The following is a 20,091-nucleotide window of genomic DNA, read 5'->3' as shown; positions in this document are numbered from 1 at the left end:
ACATTCCAGATAAACCCGATAATCAGCTTCATCAAAAAAAAATAGCCTGACGGTTATTACCACGCTGAATGGCATGCACGGGTACATTTGGCAAAATGAATCTGGGTTTTCTAGGCATAAAAGGACTCCGACCCTATTGATGCCTTTTACTTTAAAAAATTAACCACGAAAATCGCACAAGTTACTGTAATACCCAACGACCAAAACATAAAACGATCCAGACGCTTGGTAATTTCCTCAAAGCGCTTATCTACCTGCTCAAAACGCTTATCCATATCCAGTCTTGAATTTTCAATCTGCTTATCGACCTGTTCAAAACGTTTATCAACCTGCTCAAAACGCTTCTCTATTTCCAATCTTGAATTTTCAATCTGCTTATCGACCTGCTCAAAACGTTTATCAACCTGCTCAAAACGCTTCTCTATTTCCAGTCTTGAATTTTCAATCTGCTTATCGAGCTGCTCAAAACGCTTCTCCATATCCAATCTTGAATTCTCAATCTGCTTTGCTGTCTGCTCAAAGCGCTTATCCATTTGAGTCAGAATCGTCTGAATCAATTCACGCTGGGCTTTTAGCTCATCTCCCTGATGTTTTAACGCCTCTTCCACCCGAACCATCCGCTCGCGCAGCTCAATTTCATACACCACCGGCGGCTTGCCTAATGACTGTTCAGCCAACCACTCGCTAATATGCGCCTTGATAAAACTGATATCTTCTTCCGCCAGCATACTGACTCACCCGCCTAAACATTGCACAATGTCCTCATTCTCGCACCCAATATATAATGAGTCAATATGAAAACATCTCTGACCCCTTATTTTTATTTCTGGATAATAAGGGTCACTTTAAGCAATAAACTCATCTAATATCCAAAAGTTGTTTTAAACGCCAAAACAATATCTGCTGAATAGGATTTTTGTTCCCCATGGCCGCCAAGTTTTTTAAATTTGTTCAAATAGGCATCAAACTGCATCCCCATGGGGCATAAATAACCCCACCTCTATTCAACAAAATCTTTAAAATATTGGTACATGCCACACCTGCTGCAAGCTCAATCCCCATAGGTGTAGAGGGAACTTTCTTTTTCAAAAAATTAACAGCCGAACGGTCTACAAGATATGCTCGTTGCATCACACTAGGTGAAACACCGATAACAAATCTCAATATTTGCTCTTCAAATGAATAGCCATCCAAATCAAAATAACTTTCAAAATCCATCTTACCTGGCATAAAAACCAACATCGAAGTACCCATTCCCATTGGTGCAGCAGTAACTGCCGGAATCCCCAATTCATAACAGCGCATAAACACTGCACGCCTAATAGGTAGCGCAAAAATATCCAGACTGTCTACATAAATATCCACATCACGCAAAAACTCATCCAGATTATCCAATGTAATACCATTTGGAAAATTTGTAACCTTAACATCCGGGTTAATGTCTTTTAACGTTTCCTCCATTACCTCTGCCTTAGGTCTATTCAATGTCGTCATACATGCGCCGTATTGCCGATTGAAATTAGCAATTTCAAACGTATCCAAATCTGAAATATGAAAATGGCCAATTCCTAGTCGGGCCAGCACAATCAAATGACTCCCGCCAACCCCACCCAGCCCTCCGACAGCTACTTTCTTTGAACGCAAAAGCTCTAATTCATTTTCTGTTACCCAGCCTATATTTCTCGAAAATGCTTCATCATAAGAAAACTGTTTCATTTTGTTACCTCACAATTAATATTTAATCCAATCTGTTGAATACTGAACCTTTCTTTAAGAATAGTTCATTTTAGAGATATCTTCTCCATGTAAGCGCCTTCCTATCTAACACTAGTTTAAATGCAAGACAAACCAGCGATCCATTATTCAGCAATTCCCGCTGAAAAGTTGACACGCCTGAGTGATGGAGCGATTTGGCTTTGTTGCATAAATCATAAGGATCCCCATATTATAGGGCATGGACAAGAAAAAGAAACAACGCTACAAACTAAAGAATTGGTCGAATTACAATCAAGCCTTGATCAATCGAGGTTCATTAACGCTATGGTTCGAAGAATCCATGATCAAGCAATGGCATCAGCCTGAAAAGACAGGCTATAGAGGAAGCCCGATGACGTATTCTGATACTGCTATTCAATGCGCATTGACCCTGAGAGAACTCTTTAAGCTGCCGTTGAGAGCGACACAGGGATGTTTGTTGTCGTTAGCGCTAAATGTCAACCAACCTGTCGCATTTTTTGCAATAATTTACGAAATGAATTTTATTAAGCTGCTTGACATTCTGTTGTGTTGAAATTTTCCTTATCCGGATTAAGATAAACATGGCCAATGGGCGTTAAATTTCGTGTTTGTCGTCCATTCCATCGCTCTGGATTGTCTCTTTTTGCTTGCTCGATGACTCGTTTTCTTTTTTCGAGTACGGCGCTGTCTAAGCCGTTATGGCGTTGGTTGGGTGTTACAAACTTGAGCGCACTGTGTTGATGTTCATTGTTGAACCAACAAACGAAAGCTTCAACCCAGTTCCTGGCTTCGCTTAATGTTTTAAAAGGGTTTTCTGGAAAGGTATGATGATATTTGACTGTTTTAAATAACGATTCTGAATAAGGATTATCATTACTGACACGAGGTCTGCTGAACGACGTGGCAATGTCTAAATCGACCAATTTGGCCCTTAATGTTGCGCCTTTCATCGGACTGCCGTTGTCAGAATGTATCACCAATTGCTTTTTGTCGATGTTTTCCCGGCGAGCGATATCTTCGATCAAATCAGCAGCGTGTGCGCTTGATTCGGCATCATGAACTTGCCAGCCTACGATTTTCCGACTATAGATGTCCATCACCATGTAGAGGTAAAAATACTGCCCTTTGACGGGGCTTAATAAATACGTAATATCCCACGAGTAGATTTGATTGGCCTGTGTGGCTTTGAGTGACTGCGGTTTATTATGCTGACCTGCGGCTCCTTTAGCTCTGTGCTTAAGCTGGTTGTGGGCTTTCATGACACGATAAAAGGTTGATTCTGATGCGAGATAGCAGCCCAAATCCAATAACCTCGGAACGATTTGATGCGGCGTTAAAGCGCTGTATTCCGGTTTATTAATCACGGTGATGATTTCTTGCTTGATGGCCTCGGATAATTGATTGTGCACAGGCGCTGTATTGTGCAGTCGTAGGTCTTCTGAGAGTCCTTCTCCCCGGTTCCAACGCTGATAGGTTCGAGCTGATATACCCACCAGTTCACAGGCTAATTTCTGCCGCGCTCCATTGTCAACGGCTTCATCAATGAGTGCGCTGTAGTGTTGGCGATCTGAGTAGGCGATTAATCGGCCGCCTTTTCCCCAGATCGCTTGGCACTTTTTGATAACACCAGTAAAGCCGCTGTTTCTGATAACGCTTTCTCTTTGCGGTTTAGCTCCTTATGCAAACGCTTGTTTTCTTGTTTGAGTTTTGTTTGCGCCTGTTTATATACGGATTCTGTTGATTTAGATTCTGACAAAATTCCGCTTTCCAGGTATTTAGATGATGTAAGTAGATGCCTTGTTCACGACAATAGGCGCTAGCCTGATCATCGGTGAGATGATGACAATGAACAATGGCTTCAAAACGTTCTACTGTATTCCAATCTTGAGGGCTTTTTTCTTTTGACATGTTTGACTCTGTTTTTTCGAGTTGATTTTTCTTAGCTAACCGAATCCATTTTTGAAGTGTGGAGTAACCCACACCTAAAGTAACTGCAATTTGCTTTAGCGATTGTTCTGGTCTTCTGGATAATGCTTTTTCTACTGATTGTACTTTAAATTCTTGGCTAAATACGCTCATTTTTGTCTCCTGATTTAAAATTTCCTAGGCGACAGGTATGTTGACATTTAGCGATGGATAATCTGCCAGAGGGATTAAAACAGATGATTATCATGGTGCGTTCCATGGTGGGCGACCCAAAAATCATTCTGTTTGATGACGCGAATGCCAATTTCGATATTAAAAATGACAAACGTTTAATTGACGTGATGAAAATCATGCAGCAAAAAAACAAGACTATCGTCATTGTTTCGCACCGACCCTCTTTTCTGAAACTGTGTCATCGTCAGTTCCAATTACAGGATGGCACTTTGCAGCCACGCCAGTAGCCATGCACGAATTATTATGACAACGATGCAAAAGAAATCGACCGACTCCTCGTCAAAATCACCGGATGTCGCTGAAAAGTTTGCCCGGGCCTTGCGGGAAAAACAAATTGAACACTTTTCCGACCAATGCCCTTATGCTGCCTGTCTGTTCCCACTGCTAAAAGCATTGGGCTGGAAAAACATCGATCGGGAATTGATCGAAGCCTTGCCGCATTTTGCCAATGAACTGGATTTGGTTGATCTACGCAATATTTTAGTCAACATCGGCTACGAAAGTTCGCCGCAGACGATTGCGTTGAATCAATTACAAGCCGAATTGTATCCGGCCTTGTTTATCACCTCCAATGAGCAAGTCTATATTCTGCTGGCGCAAGAAAACGGCATGATCCGTTATTTCGATGCACAGAGCGAAACGGAGAAAACCCAGGCCGCTGATCAATTAAATTTCCCGGGAACTGCCTACTTATTTACCGATAAAAACATTTCACATGGACTGCCCGGTGCTAGTGCTTCGAATAACCCCTGGTTTTCCGATTTGCTCGCCCGCTTTCAGAAACTGATTATTCATTTATTGGGGATGACTTTCGTCATCAACCTGGTCGCTCTGTTGGTTCCGCTCTTTATCATGATAATTTACGATAAAGTCATTGGCACCCGCTCGCTGGACAGCCTGCCCATGTTGCTTTCGGGTGTGGCGATATTGATTGCTGCTGACCTCGGGCTGCGAATTTTGAGGGCTCGGTTGTTGGGAACGGTCGCAGGCCGCATGGATTATTTGATCGGCGTGGAAACCTTTAAGAAATTGTTGTCGTTGCCGCCTTTGAGTATCGAGCGCTCGACCGTCGCGGCCCAGCTTGCCCAACTGAAACAATTTGATGCTATCCGGGACTTTTTTACTGGTGCCAACGCCTCTATCGTGCTGGAATTACCGTTTGTATTATTGTTTCTGATTGTAGTTGCGGTGTTATCCGGGCCGATTGCCTTGATTCCATTCGTGATGATTTTTGTTTATCTGCTCATCGGGCTGGTATTTGTGCCCGAATTAAACCGCCGCATCAACCGGTCGGGAAAAGCCCGAACCAACAAGCAAAACATGTTGCTGAAAACGTTGTCAGGACGCAAGGAAATCAAATCGATCGCCGCCGAGAATGTCTGGTGGGAACGCTTTAGAGAAGTATCGGGCGAAGCGATTATGGCAAATTATCAGACGTTTATTATCAATTCTGTCATGAGCAGTCTGTCTCAGGCCATAATGACATTAACGGCGTTAGCGGTATTGGCCATGGGAACGCTAGGCGTGATTGACGGCAGCCTTACCATGGGGGGCCTGATTGCTACTATGGCTTTAGTCTGGCGGATTCTTTCACCGCTGCAAGGTGCTTTTCTGTCCATTTCAAAATTCCAGCAAACCTTTAAATCCATTCGCCAAATCAATCAACTGATGAAAATTCCGGCGGAAAAATCAGGGGTCAACAAAGGCTTGGTGCTGCAAAACATCAAAGGCCATATCCGACTGGACCGGGTCAGTTTCCGCTATGGCCCATCCCAGGATCCGGCATTACTGGGCGTGTCCGTCGATATTCAGCCTGGAGAAATGGTGGCCATCGTCGGTTATACCGGATCAGGCAAATCGACCTTGCTTAAATCCATAGTCGGTATGTACAGCCCACAGGGGGGTGCCATTCATATCGACGGGGTGGATATGCGTCAACTGAATATCCTGGAATTACGTCGCTCAATCGCCTATGTGCCGCAATATACCACCCTTTTTCATGGCACTATTGCCCAGAATTTGCGTTTGGCCAATGGCCTTGCCACCGATACAGAACTTGAGTCCGCCGCTGAAAAAGCAGGAATTCTCGAGGACATTTTGGCCCTGCCAGAAGGCTTTAATACCCGCCTGACCGATAAAACGGCCGAACAATATCCCCCGGGGTTTTTACGTTCCTTGTCCATTGCACGGGCACTGGTCAGTCCCGCTCGCATCATTTTGTTTGATGAGCCCGGTGCCTCGTTGGATTTTGAAAGTGACACCCGCTTTATGAAGCAGCTTAAAACGCTGAAAGGACACAGCACCATTGTCATGGTCAGCCACCGCCCTAGCCATATTCGCCTAGCCGATAAAGTGGTCGTGATGAAACAAGGGGCTGTCCAGTTTATCGGTGAAGCCGACAAAGCCATTTCAATTTTGATGGAAGCAGAAGCATGAGCGAAAACGTAACACACAAACCGGCTGGCAGTTTAACCCGGGCTCGTGCCCGGTTTCTGGCACAAGCCATTCAATTGGAAGAACAAGGAATAGAACCCACTATCAAACTGGGTATTTATTTCAGTTTGTTTTTGTTTATTGCCATTGTACTCTGGGCAGCTTTGACCCAGGTCAATGAAGTGACGCACGCCAAAGGGGAAGTGGTGCCCACCGGAAAAATATATGATGTCCAGCATCTTGAAGGCGGGATTATCAGTGAAATTCTGGTCAGAAACGGTGATGAAGTCCAACCGGGAGAATTACTGGTGCGCTTTGCCATGCCAGCCTCCATGGCGGATTTTGAACAACTGCAAATCAAAAAAGCCAGTATTTTGCTAAAACTGGAGCGCATCCGGGCCATCGAGGAAGGTCGGCAACCGGATTTTTCAACCTTGAGTAAAAAATACCCAGCGCTGGCCAAGCAGGAATTGGCCAGCTATTACGCCCAACAGGAGAGTTTGCAAAGCGAACTGGCCGTTTTGAAATCGCAGTCTCGCCAAAAGGCCCGGGAACTGGAAAAACAGAAAAACCAGCTCAAAGCCCTGAAAAAAGAACGGGCATTATTACAAAAACAAGTGGATATGCGAGAAAGGCTGGCGGCTACCCATGTCATCTCCCAGACGGATTTACTGTCCAGCAAAAGCCGTCTGGCCAGTGTGGAAAGTCAGGTCAAATCCGTCGAGGGCGGCATTTCAGTCGCCCAAATGGCCATGCAGGAAGCCAGGCAACGCTATCAGGAGATTATGGACAAACACCATAAAGAAAATGAATTTGAAGTGTTGGAATTGACTGGCCAATTGGCCGAAGTGGAAAAGGCTTTGATCAAGGCAGAAGACAAGGTTAATCGTCTTGATGTCTATGCGCCTATTGCCGGGATTGTTCAAGGTATCTCAATCACTGGCAAGAATGCGGTGGTAGCGCCGGGGGATGTGATTTTGCAGATTGTGCCGATGGACGGTAATGTGATTGTCGAAGCCCGTATTTTGCCGGAAGACATTGGTCATATCAGCGTTGGTCAGCAAGCTGAAGTTAAAATAGATAGTTATGATGCCAGTAAGTATGGTTATGTCGAAGCCACTGTGGATCAGATTTCACCTTCAACCTACCTGGATGAAAAAAGAAATCCTTATTATCTGAGCCGTATTGTGCTGTCGAAAAACCATTTGGGTGACAACCCGGATTTAATGAAAATCATTCCCGGCATGACCGTTCAGGTCAGCATTGTCACAGGCAGAAAGAGTATTTTGGATTATTTGTTAAAACCTGTGACCCGGGGCTTTAGCCATGCTTTTCAAGAGCGCTAAATGTTACGGCTTTGGCGAACAAAATTTTCAAAGTCACTTTGAGGTAAAGGTTTGCTGAAGTAATATCCTTGGTAATGGAAACAGCCATGCTGATGTAAAAAGTTTAGCTGAAGCTCGGTTTCTACGCCTTCGGCAATGACTTGTAATTGCATGTGTTTGGCCATGGCGATAATAGTGTCTATGATGGCTTGGTCGTTTGTATCATGGCCAATATCTTTGACAAAATTACGATCAATTTTTAACTCCCGGATGGGTAACCGTTTTAAATAGGCTAAGGATGAGTAGCCGGTACCGAAATCATCAATTGAAAACCAGATGCCATAATTCCTGAGATGATTGATTTTTTGGATAATGGCGTCAAGATCATGCAGAAATACATTTTCTGTAATTTCAAAAATAAATAAATTTCCATCAATCTGATGTTTTTTAAGTAATTCTATGACAGTTGGGATAAAGCTGTCTTGTCTTAGCTGTTTTGGGCTGATGTTGATGGAAAGCTTTTGTTGTTCATTTAACAGACCACTTTGTCGCCATTGCTGGCGATATTGGAATGCTGTTTTTAGAACCCAGTCACCTATTTTTAGAATCAGACTAGATTCTTCAGCAATGTCAATAAATGCAGCCGGAGAGAGTATACCTTTTTCTGGGTGATGCCAGCGTAGCAGAGCCTCGGCGCCAATAATTTGTTGGTTCTGGTCGACTTGAGGCTGAAAATAAAGGCGTAGTTGATTTTGTAATAAAGCGGAATGGAGTTCTTTTTCGGTTGTCAGGCGTTGGTCTACGGCCTCTTGCATTTCCTTGGAGAAAAATTGATATTGGTTTCTACCGGCTGCTTTTGCACGATACAAAGCAGTGTCTGCTTGTTTGATCAAATCATGGATTTCTGTATCCGGTTGAGGAAATAGCGTGATACCGATGCTCAAGGTTAAATGATAGCTATGGCCTTTAAGATAAAATTCTTTTGCTAGGGCTTGTTGGATTTTTTCAGTCACGATATGGGCATGGGCGATGGCGCTATCTTCGGTGTCACCAAGCTCGGTAAATAGAATAATGAATTCATCGCCGCCTAGTCGTGCAGCAGTATCTTCACCACGAAGCTGGGTGCGAAGGCGTTGTGCGATCTGTTTTAGTAGTTCGTCGCCGATGTCATGCCCAAGCGAATCATTCAGGTTTTTAAAATGATCCAGATCCATGAAAAGAATAGCGCCGAATTTATGGTGGCGCATCGCGGCGGTGACGGCATTTTTTAACCGATCAAGAAACATACGGCGATTGGGTAAATGGGTTAAAGGGTCAAAAAAAGCCAGTTTTTTAATCCGCTCTTCCGCTTCAACTTGCTCGGTGATGCTGATACCTGCTCCGCGCAGGCCAACCAGTGTCTGTTTTTCATCAAACAATCCGCCACCGCGGATTTGTTCCCAAACAATGCGGCCATCGGGGAGAGTGTTCTTTACTCGTAGTGAGAATTTTGTTTGCTTATGATTTGCCATATTAAGCAAAATATCTTTTAGCTGGGCCTTTTTGTCTTCCGGCATATATTCAAATAATTTGCGGCCGATGAGTTGCTCGGCGCGATAGCCTTTAATCGCATAGCATTGTTCGGATATATAGGTAATGTGGCCGTCAGCATCAGTTTCCCAAACATAAGCGCCGGTTATGGCATGGACATGCTGAAAGCGCTCGGCATTGTTTTGTATTTGTTGATGTAATTGATATTCTTTGGTGACATCGTGAAAAACCAGAATAATACCGAGAATAGAACCATCGTCATCTCTAATGGGAGCGGCACTATCGGCAATCTGGTATTCAGTTCCGTCTTTTGCAATCAGCGCTGTATGGTTGGCTAAGCCAACAATTTGGCCGTGTTCCATGACTTTTTCCACAGGGTTTTGTGCGGGCTTGCGCGTTATTGCATTGATGATATGGAAAACACGGGCTAAGGGTTTGCCTTTAGCTTCGGCGAAGTGCCAGCCGGTTAGGGATTCTGCAACTGGATTCATGCGTGTGATTCGGCCTTTGCTATCGGTGACAATGACGGCATCACCAATTGAATTAAGTGTAACGTCCAGGCGTTTTTCGCGTTCCCGCAAGTCAGCTTCTATTTTTTGACGTAATTTTTCCAGATGAATTTTTTCCAGTGCATAAGATAAGTCAAGGCTTAAATCTTGCAGCAGTTGTACAATTTCGTGGCTGAAAAATTGGGCTTGATCAGAATACAGGGCTAGCAGCCCCACTGTTTTATTGAATTGAGTCAGCGGGAAGAAGGCGCAGGCTTGTATAGGGGCTGCAGGCCGTTGTGGCAATGGGTGAGTTGTGTTCTGTACATCGTTGATAATGAGGGGATCTGAGCCTAAATGATTATTGGGTTCAGAGGGTTGTACTACAAAGATGGGTTCTAAGTTCGGAGAGCCTGCGGAAACGGTAAGAGGGTTGTCTGCTTGAGGCAATGTGGCTTGGGCAAAAATAAAACCATCGTGTGCGACAATAATTTGGCAGGCTTCCTGTAATAAATTGCGCTCATCATTGACGCGGGTTATCATCTGATTCGCTTGACTGAGAGTCTGGTAGAGGTTTTTCTGTTGTAACAGAAGACTTTTGCTTATCGTCAGGCGGGTGACTAATTGGTTGAAAGCTTGACCTAAAGTCGCTAATTCCCCTTTTCCCGTCAGATTGATTTGTACGGGATGTTCTGTTTTAGCAAACTGAATCATCTGACGGCAGAGGTAGTCAACGGGCTTTGTCACCATGCGATTTATTACAACAATGAGCAGTAATGATAATAGGAACGAAACAAAGATAAAGATTAAGCTTTCAGACCATGTGTCATAGTAAAGTTGAGCTAATGGCTGAGATAAGTCATAGCTCAAAACCAATACGCCATACTTTAAGGATCGGAGTTCACCATTTTGACTGGGTGCTTGAACTGGATAATAGGCTTGGATCAAAACCGGATGCTGAAGAGTGATGAGTTGGGCTTGCTTTTCCTGTAAGACCTGTTTGAGTGTTTCGGCAGAAAAATAAGGGTAAACATCGGCAATATTTTTACCAATCCAGTCATAATGGATCGACTCGATGATGACACCATTTTCATTCGCGAGTACGAATGTGGATATTTCTGGAATTGTCGCCAGTGCGCTGAATTCGTAAGCAACCATATCATGGGTTTCGGTGGCGGTTTCCAGTAAACGTTGTAGCCTTGCCATGTTGAACTGAATAAAGCTTTGGCTTTGTTTGAGTAAATTCAGTTTATGCTCATGACTATGATAGAAAAATAGGCCGATAATCATGCTGCTGGTAAAAGCAAAAATGAGTAAAGGTAGCCAAATACGTAAATTGATTGTTTTCATGATTCCGTATCCTTGCCGAGAAATTGTCCATTGAGAAAGTTCTGCAGGGAGACATCACGATACAGTAATTTTTTTTTCAACATCAAGTCTAATAATTGCTGTACAGTTCCCCCTATGTCAACATACCTGTCGCCTAGGAAATTTTAAATCAGGAGACAAAAATGAGCGTATTTAGCCAAGAATTTAAAGTACAATCAGTAGAAAAAGCATTATCCAGAAGACCAGAACAATCGCTAAAGCAAATTGCAGTTACTTTAGGTGTGGGTTACTCCACACTTCAAAAATGGATTCGGTTAGCTAAGAAAAATCAACTCGAAAAAACAGAGTCAAACATGTCAAAAGAAAAAAGCCCTCAAGATTGGAATACAGTAGAACGTTTTGAAGCCATTGTTCATTGTCATCATCTCACCGATGATCAGGCTAGCGCCTATTGTCGTGAACAAGGCATCTATACTCTCCGCACATGAAAATAGAGCAAACCATCATGCACCGATAATTTGAAAATTCTCAGTTAAAAGTGAGCGCAAATTGTCGACATGCTTTTCTGGCTCAGAAAAGAATGTCTCGCAGGCTATTTTGAATTCTTTGAATGTTTCATAATACTGGTCATATAAGATTTCTTTCTTGAAATATCGCCAGTACCGTTCAATCAAATTAAGATTCGGCGCATACGGCGGTAAAAACACTAATTCAATTCGCGACATTTCAAGAAATTGTCTGACAGCCTTTGATCGGTAGTAGCGTGCATTATCGCAAATGATGTAAATAGTCCCAGCCTTCGGGTAACGTTCTTCAATCGCCTTACAAAGATCAATCGTTGCCTCGCCATTGATGGTGTCATAGAAGCGGCAGACAGTATCCAGAGAATCGATATTGACTGCACCGTTGACATTGAGACGTTGACGCCCGGTATTACTCTGAATCGTGAATTCCACACCACGCTTAATCCAACCACAAGCCATTACAGGATTATGTTGTGGATGAACACCATCCATGAACAATATCAAGTCTTCGGGCTGCTTGTCTTCCTTTAGTTGTTGATATTTCTCAAGGAACTCCAGTTGGGCTTTTGCATTAGCTTTGCCGGGTATCAGCTTGGGCTTTTTATAGACATAACCCAAGCGATGCAGCAAGGTTGTCACACCGCGTTCACTATAGCGAACCTGCCAACGCTCTTTAATGTAAGCTGCAACCGATTTAGCGGTTAAGTGAAGATTTTTCTGCAGATATTCATCCAACTCGGTCGCTTCTGAAACCGATAAGAAACTGGCACTTCCAACATGCTGAGTTTGTAGGAGTTTAGCAAGACCACCTTTCTTATATTTTCGATAGTAGGTACGGATTGTATTGCGGTCAATGAGAAGTGCTTCGGCAACGTTTGTTGCTGACCAGCCTGAACCTAAAAGAATGATGGCTTTAACTCGGTCTGCATCACGTTTTTCTCGAAGCTCACCATGGCTTTCGCGCAAATCGGCTAATTCAGTCTCTGGAAGGGTGTAATTCGACATGGCCTTATTTTATATATTTCACTCCATTACGTCATCTTTTTATGCTAAATTCTCATTTGCGAAGAGTATACTTACATCATCTAAATACCTGGAAAGCGGAATTTTTGTCAGAATCTAAATCAACAGAATCCGTATATAAACAGGCGCAAACAAAACTCAAACAAGAAAACAAGCGTTTGCATAAGGAGCTAAACCGCAAAGAGAAAGCGTTATCAGAAACAGCGGCTTTACTGGTGTTATCAAAAAGTGCCAAGCGATCTGGGGGAAAAGGCGGCCGATTAATCGCCTACTCAGATCGCCAACACTAGCGCACTCATTGATGAAGCCGTTGACAATGGAGCGCGGCAGAAATTAGCCTGTGAACTGGTGGGTATATCAGCTCGAACCTATCAGCGTTGGAACCGGGGAGAAGGACTCTCAGAAGACCTACGACTGCACAATACAGCGCCTGTGCACAATCAATTATCCGAGGCCATCAAGCAAGAAATCATCACCGTGATTAATAAACCGGAATACAGCGCTTTAACGCCGCATCAAATCGTTCCGAGGTTATTGGATTTGGGCTGCTATCTCGCATCAGAATCAACCTTTATCGTGTCATGAAAGCCCACAACCAGCTTAAGCACAGAGCTAAAGGAGCCGCAGGTCAGCATAATAAACCGCAGTCACTCAAAGCCACACAGGCCAATCAAATCTACTCGTGGGATATTACGTATTTATTAAGCCCCGTCAAAGGGCAGTATTTTTACCTCTACATGGTGATGGACATCTATAGTCGGAAAATCGTAGGCTGGCAAGTTCATGATGCCGAATCAAGCGCACACGCTGCTGATTTGATCGAAGATATCGCTCGCCGGGAAAACATCGACAAAAAGCAATTGGTGATACATTCTGACAACGGCAGTCCGATGAAAGGCGCAACATTAAGGGCCAAATTGGTCGATTTAGACATTGCCACGTCGTTCAGCAGACCTCGTGTCAGTAATGATAATCCTTATTCAGAATCGTTATTTAAAACAGTCAAATATCATCATACCTTTCCAGAAAACCCTTTTAAAACATTAAGCGAAGCCAGGAACTGGGTTGAAGCTTTCGTTTGTTGGTTCAACAATGAACATCAACACAGTGCGCTCAAGTTTGTAACACCCAACCAACGCCATAACGGCTTAGACAGCGCCGTACTCGAAAAAAGAAAACGAGTCATCGAGCAAGCAAAAAGAGACAATCCAGAGCGATGGAATGGACGACAAACACGAAATTTAACGCCCATTGGCCATGTTTATCTTAATCCGGATAAGGAAAATTTCAACACAACAGAATGTCAAGCAGCTTAATAAAATTCATTTCGTAAATTATTGCAAAAAATGCGACAGGTTGGTTGACATTTAGCGGCAAGCGCAGAACCTGGCGTAAACTCCATATCATGGTTGATGCACAAACGCAGGAAGTCGTGGCAGTTGAGATGACGGCTAATTTTGTTGGTGATTCCGAAGTCTTGCCGGATTTATTAGAGCAGCTGGATGAACACGACCAAGTTGCCAGTGTGGCGGCGGATGGCGCTTATGATACGATCCAGTGTCATCAGGCGATTCGTAACAAAGGCGCCGATGCATTGATACCGCCGCGGGAAGGGGCGGTGGAATGGCCGAGTGATGAAGATGGGAGAACTCATCCAAGAACAGCGATTGTTCAACGTTGCGCTGAAATCGGGAGAAAGGCATGGAAACAAGAAAGTGGTTATCATCAACGCAGCCTGGCTGAAACGGCTATGTTTCGCATCAAAACGCTCTTTAGTGGCCAATTAAAAAACCGGACCTTTGCGGCTCAGATGGTTGAGGCGTATCTCCGCGTCGGCGCAATGAATAAAATGACAGGCCTGGGTATGCCTGAAAGTTATTCTGTTTCATGAATAAAGACTGGAATTTAAGAAAAGAGTACGCTGTGGATTATTTATGCAACAAAGCCGTCAGCATCGCTGGAACGACAGCCAGCAATGCTGGCAACCAGTCACGGATAACTGGGGACACAGCAGCCTTGACGGCATTTTCATCGCCGGCGACAGTTCGGGTATTTATGGTGCAAAATCTGCCGAATATGCCGGTCGATTATCGGCGCTGGCTTGCCTGTTCAAGGCCGGGAAAATTTCTCATCATCAACGTGACCGGCTGGCGAAACAGGATTTAAAATGCCTACGTACAGATCGCGCCATCAGGCCTTTTCTTGAGCGTTATTTCCGCATCCCGGAATCCTGGCTGAATCCTGCGGACGACACGCTAGTCTGCCGCTGTGAAGAAATCACCGCCGGCCAAATTCGACACGCTATCGCCCAAGGCCATGATGATAGCAATCAGGTAAAATACTTTACCCGCTGCGGCATGGGACCGTGTCAGGGGCGTCAATGCAGCCTGAGCGTCGCCCATATCGTTGCGACTGAGACCGGTTGCCATATTGCTAATGCCGGTATTTTCCGCGGTCGACCACCCGTTACGCCATTAACCTTACAACAACTTTCCAGACTGGAATACGAGGAATAGCTCATGGATGCAGATGTTTTAATCGTCGGCGCTGGTCTGATTGGCACCTCCACCGCATTACAATTGAGCATGCGAGGTTACCGCTGCATTGTAGTTGATAAAGACAGTCCCGGACGACATGCTTCCGGCGCAAATGCAGGCGGCTTACGATTACTCAATCGCGATCCGGCCGAAATCCCACTGTCTGTAGCCGCAACACAGATGTGGCATAGCGTTGAAATATGGGCCGACTCCGATTGTGACGCCCGTTTTCCAGGCGGTATGCGGGTAGCAGAAAACGCAGCCGATATGGAAAAACTCGAACAACGCGCCGCACAGGTGCAAAGTTTGGGCTATCGACATGAAGAACTGATTGGCAAAAAGAGCTTTATCAGCGCGTTCCAGCCCTGGCGCCGCACTGTGTCGGTGCTTTGCTCTGCAAAACCGATGGTTACGGCCGACCCTATCATGCGCTTACAGCCTTTCGCCACAAGGCCGAATCGTTTGGGGCTAAATTTTTATCCCACACAAAAGTCTATCAGCTGCGACAAATTGACAATACTTGGGAAATACGCACATCACAGGGGCGCTTTTCCAGCCCAATCCTGGTCAATTGCGCCGGTGCCTGGGCCAATCAACTGACCGCACAATTTGAAGAAGCGGTTCCGCTCACGGCCCCCTGTGTCAGACTAGTTGTCGCCTCTATTAAAACAGAGGAATAAAACGATGTCCCAACGTTATAGTAAAGCATTTAAAGAACAAGCCATATCAAAAGTATTGCAACGTGGTGATAAAACGATACAGTGTATCGCTGATGAATTGAATGTAAACTTGTTTACCCTTAAAAACTGGCTAAAGAAACCTCGTACAACGCCTATGACAGACACCCCGATGAATAAACGCCCAGCTGACTGGTCAATGGCAGAGCGTTTTGCTTTATTAATGGAAAGCGTCGCTTTAGAAGGTGAGGCGTTAAATGCCTTTTGCCGTCAACACGGTATATTTCCGCATCATCTTGATGTTTGGAAAGACGAGTTTATCAAGAAAACCGACAAAGCAGAACAATCAGGAAAATCCCGATCAGACAAGTCTTTACGGGATGAGATAAAACAACTGGAAAAAGAATTAAATCGCAAGGAAAAGGCCTTGGCAGAAGCCGCCGCCTTATTGGTGCTCCAAAAAGTGCCGAGCGTTCTGGGAGGAAAAGGCGTGATGATTTCTCTTGCAGAACGCGAACAATGGTTGGAATATTTTGATGAAGCCGTCGGCCTGGGCGCAAGAAAATCAAAAGCCGCCGAGATCATCGGCATCAGCTTACGCACTTTGCAGCGTTGGCAAAAACTGAAACGCTATCCGTCGATGGCCGGACACAGCGTCAGTTTACCCCGAGCCATAAGCTCAGTGACGAGGAACGAGCCGAGATACTTGCTATCGCTAATTCGGACGAATTTAAAGACTGTACGCCGCATCAAATCGTGCCGATATTGGCCGAGCGTGGTCAATATATTGCTTCAGAATCCAGTTTTTATCGAGTTTTAAGGGAGGCCAATCAATTATCACACCGGCATACCAGTCGGACACCTAGCTCGCGCAGCAAACCGAAAGCCTTGACCGCAACATCGCCCAATCAGATTTACACTTGGGATATCACCTATCTGGCAACGCAAGTCAAAGGACAGTTCTTTTATCTGTACCTGTTTATGGATATCTTTAGCCGTAAAATTGTCGGCTGGCAGGTCTACCAGGAAGAAAGCAGTCAGTATGCGGCCGATGTCATCACCGATATCTGCCAACGTGAATGCATTCAACGCGAGCAGGTGGTTTTGCATTCTGACAACGGTAGCCCAATGAAAGGCGCAACCATGCTGGCAACCTTGCAAAAACTGGGGGTAGCGACTTCACTCAGTCGGCCAGCGGTGAGTAATGACAATCCTTATTCCGAATCCCTATTCAGGACGCTTAAATATACGCCTAAATATCCTTCACAGCCCTTTGAGACAATAGCGGCTGCCAGGGAATGGGTCGCAGGCTTTGTGGACTGGTACAATCACCAGCATCGGCATAGTGGTATTCAATTTGTCACACCGGCCCAACGCCATGAGGCTAAAGATCAGGCGATATTAATCCAGCGTAAAGCGGTCTATGAGGCCGCTAAAGCTCAAAACCCCAAACGATGGAGTCAACATACCCGAAACTGGGATTGGCAATCTGACGTCTGCCTAAATCCTGATAAACCGAATGATTCGCGCTCAGTCAACAAGCCCAATATCATTCATTAATTTTCAACTTTTGGCGACAGTTACTTTGACATTTACCGCGGCAAAAGCATTGATGCTAATGGTTACAGAACGCTTGCCGCATTTTATCGACCCAGTAATCGGCGCTGCCAGTCGCAAGCTTTCATTCAAACAAATGCAAAATGGCACTGTCATTATTGGCGGCGCGCTAGTAGCAAAACTAGATTTTGACACAGAACACACAGAAATAAACTGGCCGCAAATGGCAAAAAGTGCTAAGACCGTATTGGATTTTTTCCCGCAACTTAAAAACACACGTATTGTTCGTGCCTGGGCCGGCATCGAAGGCTTTACCCCAGACAATCTACCGATTATCGGCCGCTCACAACGATTTGATTCGGTTTACCATGCCTTCGGTTTTTCTGCGCATGGTTTTCAGCTTTCGCCCATCATCGGAAAAATCATGGCTGAGCTGATTGATACAGGAAAAACCGACCTGCCTATCGACGCTTTTTCGATAAGCCGTTTTCACACCGTCACAGCCGCCACTGCCGAATAAAATCCTGATAAAATGCTCTATCCTGAGTCGTCGCCCCCTGTAGCTCCACCACCCGACTTGCAAATTGTTGTGCCCGTTCGAAGGTAAGTGGCATAGGCCAGTCAGACAGAATACCCAACAAAACAATACTACTGAAGGCATCGCCCGCCCCAACGGTATCGACAACCATAGTCGGTGTTGGCGACACTGTCAGTGCCTCGCCCTGCTGCGGCAAAAAAGTAGCCCCCGCCGCCCCGGCTGTCACAATCAGATTACCGCCGAAACCTGTTATTTCTTTTTGTAACTGCAGCTGCTCGTCTGTATTTAATTTCAACCATGTCGCCGATTCAATCATCTGTTCAAGTCGATGCCTGCACCACCAGGGATCGCGCAGATTGACATCGACAAAGCGCTTAAAATCGCCCGCTAAAATCCGCGCTAAACACTGCCGACTCATCGTCTGCCTGAACACCAACGAGCCATGATAAAAAAGCTTGATGTTAGACAAATCTGGCAAGGCTGTCACATCAATAAAATCCCAGGCACTATCCGCCACGATGTCATAGCTCGGCTCTCCATTTTGCAACTGGATTTGCACACACCCAGTCGGATGCTGCGTATCAATTTGCACGGCATCGATCCGCATATCCCAGTTTTGCATGGTCGCCAGAATGTTTTCGCCATTGTCATCCTTTCCAACACGGGAAATAAATAAAGGCTCCACCCCAAATGCCTGCAAATGCCAAGCAACATTAAACGGTGCACCACCGAGTACTTGTTTGCCGTCTGGAAACTGATCAAACAGCACTTCACCGAACAAGGCAATTTGTTTAGTTTTTTGATTCATGCCTACATCTCATTCTTGTTGTCGTTTTAATGCCTATATGGATTAAATAGTTTACATCTGGACAAGTCATTTTATTCCCGTTATGTTTATAGTCTTCGCAGACCAAAGGGAAAAAACCATGTCAGAAACCTTAAAATGGGGCATTCTTGGCGCAGCACGTATCAACCAACGCCTGATGCCGGCTATTATTGCCGCCAAAAACAGTGAACTTGTCGCCATCGCTAGCCGACGTCCTGGTGCGGCACGCGAAACCCTGGAACAGTATGGTGCCGGGGCATCAAATGTCCAAACCTATGATGACCCTGAGCAATTGCTCGACAACCCTGATATTCAGGCCGTTTATCTACCGATGGCCAATGATGAACATGCCAAGTGGGCCTTGCGCGCTATTGAAAAAGGCAAACATGTCTTGTGCGAAAAACCGATGGCATTGACAGTCGCTGATATCGAGTCCATCCAAAGCGCCGCTGCCGAAAAACAGGTTAAAGTGATGGAAGGTTTTATGTATCACTTCCACCCACAACATCAACGGGTCGCAGAAATTCTTGACTCAGGTATCATCGGCGAGATTCGTAACGTACGCAGTTGTTTTTCCTTTATGATGAAACCCGCTCGCCTTTATCGGCTGGAAAAAGATGTCGCTCATGGCGGCGGCGCCATGTGGGATATTGGCTGCTACGCTATTCATACTATCCGTCGCCACTTCGATAGCTTGCCCAAAGCCGCCACTAGCCTGGCAAAATACACCGACAGTGGCGCCGACGTCAGTCAAAGCGGTGTATTGGATTTTGGTGAGGGTCGTTTTGCCCAGTTTGATTTCAGCTTTGAACGTGCCCGTCGCGCCGAATACGAGATTATTGGTACTCAGGGGGGCTTGAAATGTCACAATGTCTGGCAATTGCCCGGGGATACTCCCATCATTTCTTGGTGGACAGAAGCCGGTCAACAAACCGAAGAGCGCCTTCCAGCAGCGAATCACTTTACCCTGGAAATTGAACATTTTTCCGACTGTGTCTTAAACGACAAACAACCGGCACTTAGCCTTGAAGATGCTAAAGCTAATTGCCGCACCATCGTCGCGATTAACCAATCGGCAGAAAACGGCAAAACTATCCAAGTTTAAGGAAAAAAATCATGTCTGATTATGCAAATTATAGAAAATACCGGTGTATGGAATGCGAACATGTTTATGATGAGGAAAAAGGCGACCCCGACAGCGGTATCGCGCCGGGTACACGCTGGGAAGATATTCCGGAAGAATGGGCTTGCCCTATTTGTGGTGCGCCAAAAAGTTTCTTCAAATTGATTGAGATATAAACAGCATGGAGACCGACTTTTTTAAAAATAATCCACTTCGGTCTCCAGCAATCAAGCTGTTATAAACGAATCTTTCCACAATGCTATAAAATCGTCAGATAACGTCAC

Annotated in this window: 19 protein-coding genes and 2 pseudogenes; 15 read left to right on the top strand and 6 right to left on the bottom strand. The window is 45.0% G+C overall.

The window, feature by feature from the left end; all coding sequences use genetic code 11:
• Positions 1–146: 146 nt before the first annotated feature.
• Positions 147–728: a hypothetical protein gene (locus JEU20_RS08420; RefSeq protein ID WP_198244966.1), complete on the bottom strand. Its 582-nt coding sequence runs from the start codon at positions 726–728 to the stop codon at positions 147–149.
• Positions 729–951: 223 nt separating this feature from the next.
• The gene (locus JEU20_RS08415) at positions 952–1,716 is read right to left on the bottom strand and encodes a ThiF family adenylyltransferase (protein ID WP_245395157.1); all 765 of its coding nucleotides are present in this window, start codon (positions 1,714–1,716) and stop codon (positions 952–954) included.
• A 238-nt stretch (positions 1,717–1,954) separates the two neighbouring features.
• On the opposite strand from JEU20_RS08415, the gene JEU20_RS08410 reads away from it, so the two are divergent.
• The gene (locus tag JEU20_RS08410; RefSeq protein WP_198244964.1) at positions 1,955–2,290 is read left to right on the top strand and encodes a transposase; all 336 of its coding nucleotides are present in this window, start codon (positions 1,955–1,957) and stop codon (positions 2,288–2,290) included.
• On the opposite strand, the pseudogene JEU20_RS08405 reads toward JEU20_RS08410, so the two are convergent.
• Positions 2,262–3,816 (bottom strand): annotated as a pseudogene (locus JEU20_RS08405) (IS3 family transposase). The gene JEU20_RS08410 and the pseudogene JEU20_RS08405 sit on opposite strands and share 29 nt — an antisense overlap.
• 83 nt (positions 3,817–3,899) lie before the next feature.
• Between JEU20_RS08405 and JEU20_RS08400 the strand changes: the two are divergent.
• Genes JEU20_RS08400 through JEU20_RS08390 form a run of 3 tightly spaced genes read left to right on the top strand, consistent with a single transcriptional unit; the run spans position 3,900 to position 7,676 of the window.
• Entirely contained in the window at positions 3,900–4,124 is a 225-nt protein-coding gene (locus tag JEU20_RS08400) for a P-loop NTPase family protein (RefSeq protein ID WP_198244962.1), read from the top strand.
• Positions 4,125–4,149: 25 nt separating this feature from the next.
• On the top strand, positions 4,150–6,333 hold the full coding sequence (locus JEU20_RS08395; RefSeq protein WP_198244960.1) for a peptidase domain-containing ABC transporter: 2,184 nt from the start codon (positions 4,150–4,152) through the stop codon (positions 6,331–6,333).
• Positions 6,330–7,676 carry an HlyD family type I secretion periplasmic adaptor subunit gene (locus tag JEU20_RS08390; protein WP_198244958.1) on the top strand — a complete coding sequence of 449 codons (1,347 nt, stop codon included), beginning with the start codon at positions 6,330–6,332 and terminating at the stop codon, positions 7,674–7,676. The genes JEU20_RS08395 and JEU20_RS08390 overlap by 4 nt, the downstream gene beginning before the upstream one ends.
• Here the strand turns inward: JEU20_RS08390 and JEU20_RS08385 are convergent.
• Complete coding sequence (locus tag JEU20_RS08385) at positions 7,673–11,023, bottom strand: EAL domain-containing protein (RefSeq protein ID WP_198244956.1); 3,351 nt, start codon at positions 11,021–11,023, stop codon at positions 7,673–7,675. The genes JEU20_RS08390 and JEU20_RS08385 overlap by 4 nt on opposite strands.
• A gap of 161 nt (positions 11,024–11,184) precedes the next feature.
• Between JEU20_RS08385 and JEU20_RS08380 the strand changes: the two genes are divergently transcribed.
• Positions 11,185–11,490: a transposase gene (locus JEU20_RS08380; protein WP_198244954.1), complete on the top strand. Its 306-nt coding sequence runs from the start codon at positions 11,185–11,187 to the stop codon at positions 11,488–11,490.
• Between the two features lie 15 nt (positions 11,491–11,505).
• On the opposite strand, the gene JEU20_RS08375 is transcribed toward JEU20_RS08380, so the two are convergent.
• Entirely contained in the window at positions 11,506–12,531 is a 1,026-nt protein-coding gene (locus tag JEU20_RS08375; protein ID WP_198244952.1) for an IS630 family transposase, read from the bottom strand.
• A gap of 104 nt (positions 12,532–12,635) precedes the next feature.
• On the opposite strand from JEU20_RS08375, the gene JEU20_RS08370 reads away from it, so the two are divergent.
• The 8 genes and pseudogenes from JEU20_RS08370 (at position 12,636) to JEU20_RS08335 (ending at position 17,840) form a co-directional block, all read left to right on the top strand.
• On the top strand, positions 12,636–12,839 hold the full coding sequence (locus tag JEU20_RS08370; RefSeq protein WP_198244950.1) for a hypothetical protein: 204 nt from the start codon (positions 12,636–12,638) through the stop codon (positions 12,837–12,839).
• A gap of 58 nt (positions 12,840–12,897) precedes the next feature.
• Positions 12,898–13,134, top strand: coding sequence for a helix-turn-helix domain-containing protein (locus JEU20_RS08365; RefSeq protein WP_198244515.1), 237 nt, complete (start codon positions 12,898–12,900; stop codon positions 13,132–13,134).
• Entirely contained in the window at positions 13,131–13,865 is a 735-nt protein-coding gene (locus JEU20_RS08360; protein ID WP_198244948.1) for a DDE-type integrase/transposase/recombinase, read from the top strand. The genes JEU20_RS08365 and JEU20_RS08360 overlap by 4 nt, the downstream gene beginning before the upstream one ends.
• Before the next feature lie 44 nt (positions 13,866–13,909).
• Positions 13,910–14,440, top strand: coding sequence for an IS5 family transposase (locus tag JEU20_RS08355; protein WP_198244946.1), 531 nt, complete (start codon positions 13,910–13,912; stop codon positions 14,438–14,440).
• Between the two features lie 43 nt (positions 14,441–14,483).
• The gene (locus JEU20_RS08350) at positions 14,484–15,065 is read left to right on the top strand and encodes a (2Fe-2S)-binding protein (protein WP_198244943.1); all 582 of its coding nucleotides are present in this window, start codon (positions 14,484–14,486) and stop codon (positions 15,063–15,065) included.
• A 3-nt stretch (positions 15,066–15,068) separates the two neighbouring features.
• Positions 15,069–15,766: pseudogene (locus tag JEU20_RS08345) on the top strand (NAD(P)/FAD-dependent oxidoreductase).
• A 4-nt stretch (positions 15,767–15,770) separates the two neighbouring features.
• A protein-coding gene (locus JEU20_RS08340) for an IS3 family transposase (RefSeq protein WP_198244939.1) occupies positions 15,771–17,323 on the top strand; the annotation gives its coding sequence in 2 pieces (ribosomal slippage) (positions 15,771–16,379 and positions 16,382–17,323; 1,551 coding nt in all).
• Between the two features lie 25 nt (positions 17,324–17,348).
• Positions 17,349–17,840, top strand: coding sequence for an NAD(P)/FAD-dependent oxidoreductase (locus tag JEU20_RS08335; RefSeq protein WP_245395156.1), 492 nt, complete (start codon positions 17,349–17,351; stop codon positions 17,838–17,840).
• Here JEU20_RS08335 and JEU20_RS08330 read toward each other — a convergent pair.
• Positions 17,818–18,666 carry a PfkB family carbohydrate kinase gene (locus tag JEU20_RS08330; protein WP_198244935.1) on the bottom strand — a complete coding sequence of 283 codons (849 nt, stop codon included), beginning with the start codon at positions 18,664–18,666 and terminating at the stop codon, positions 17,818–17,820. The two genes, JEU20_RS08335 and JEU20_RS08330, sit on opposite strands and share 23 nt — an antisense overlap.
• A gap of 118 nt (positions 18,667–18,784) precedes the next feature.
• Here JEU20_RS08330 and JEU20_RS08325 point away from each other — a divergent pair, with 118 nt between their 5' ends.
• Together JEU20_RS08325 and JEU20_RS08320 are read left to right on the top strand one after the other, a co-directional pair.
• Positions 18,785–19,789, top strand: coding sequence for a Gfo/Idh/MocA family protein (locus JEU20_RS08325; RefSeq protein ID WP_198244933.1), 1,005 nt, complete (start codon positions 18,785–18,787; stop codon positions 19,787–19,789).
• 11 nt (positions 19,790–19,800) lie between these two features.
• Complete coding sequence (locus JEU20_RS08320; protein WP_198244931.1) at positions 19,801–19,983, top strand: rubredoxin; 183 nt, start codon at positions 19,801–19,803, stop codon at positions 19,981–19,983.
• Positions 19,984–20,091 lie beyond the last annotated feature (108 nt).

It is taken from the genome of methane-oxidizing endosymbiont of Gigantopelta aegis (assembly GCF_016097405.1).
Classification (GTDB): Bacteria; Pseudomonadota; Gammaproteobacteria; order Methylococcales; family Methylomonadaceae; genus Methylomarinum.
The sequence above is the reverse complement of the archived record's forward strand: the minus strand, read 5'-3'. Positions and strand labels throughout refer to the sequence as shown.

Bases quoted from the DNA above. Each gene is read 5' to 3' on its own strand.
- JEU20_RS08380 (WP_198244954.1), top strand. From the start codon at position 11,185: ATGAGCGTATTTAGCCAAGAATTTAAAGTACAATCAGTAGAAAAAGCA.
- JEU20_RS08375 (WP_198244952.1), bottom strand. From the start codon at position 12,531: ATGTCGAATTACACCCTTCCAGAGACTGAATTAGCCGATTTGCGCGAA.
- JEU20_RS08320 (WP_198244931.1), top strand. From the start codon at position 19,801: ATGTCTGATTATGCAAATTATAGAAAATACCGGTGTATGGAATGCGAA.
- JEU20_RS08410 (WP_198244964.1), top strand. From the start codon at position 1,955: ATGGACAAGAAAAAGAAACAACGCTACAAACTAAAGAATTGGTCGAAT.
- JEU20_RS08385 (WP_198244956.1), bottom strand. From the start codon at position 11,023: ATGAAAACAATCAATTTACGTATTTGGCTACCTTTACTCATTTTTGCT.
- JEU20_RS08390 (WP_198244958.1), top strand. From the start codon at position 6,330: ATGAGCGAAAACGTAACACACAAACCGGCTGGCAGTTTAACCCGGGCT.
- JEU20_RS08415 (WP_245395157.1), bottom strand. From the start codon at position 1,716: ATGAAACAGTTTTCTTATGATGAAGCATTTTCGAGAAATATAGGCTGG.
- JEU20_RS08400 (WP_198244962.1), top strand. From the start codon at position 3,900: ATGATTATCATGGTGCGTTCCATGGTGGGCGACCCAAAAATCATTCTG.
- JEU20_RS08420 (WP_198244966.1), bottom strand. From the start codon at position 728: ATGCTGGCGGAAGAAGATATCAGTTTTATCAAGGCGCATATTAGCGAG.
- JEU20_RS08330 (WP_198244935.1), bottom strand. From the start codon at position 18,666: ATGAATCAAAAAACTAAACAAATTGCCTTGTTCGGTGAAGTGCTGTTT.
- JEU20_RS08360 (WP_198244948.1), top strand. From the start codon at position 13,131: ATGAAAGCCCACAACCAGCTTAAGCACAGAGCTAAAGGAGCCGCAGGT.
- JEU20_RS08395 (WP_198244960.1), top strand. From the start codon at position 4,150: ATGCAAAAGAAATCGACCGACTCCTCGTCAAAATCACCGGATGTCGCT.
- JEU20_RS08325 (WP_198244933.1), top strand. From the start codon at position 18,785: ATGTCAGAAACCTTAAAATGGGGCATTCTTGGCGCAGCACGTATCAAC.
- JEU20_RS08350 (WP_198244943.1), top strand. From the start codon at position 14,484: ATGCAACAAAGCCGTCAGCATCGCTGGAACGACAGCCAGCAATGCTGG.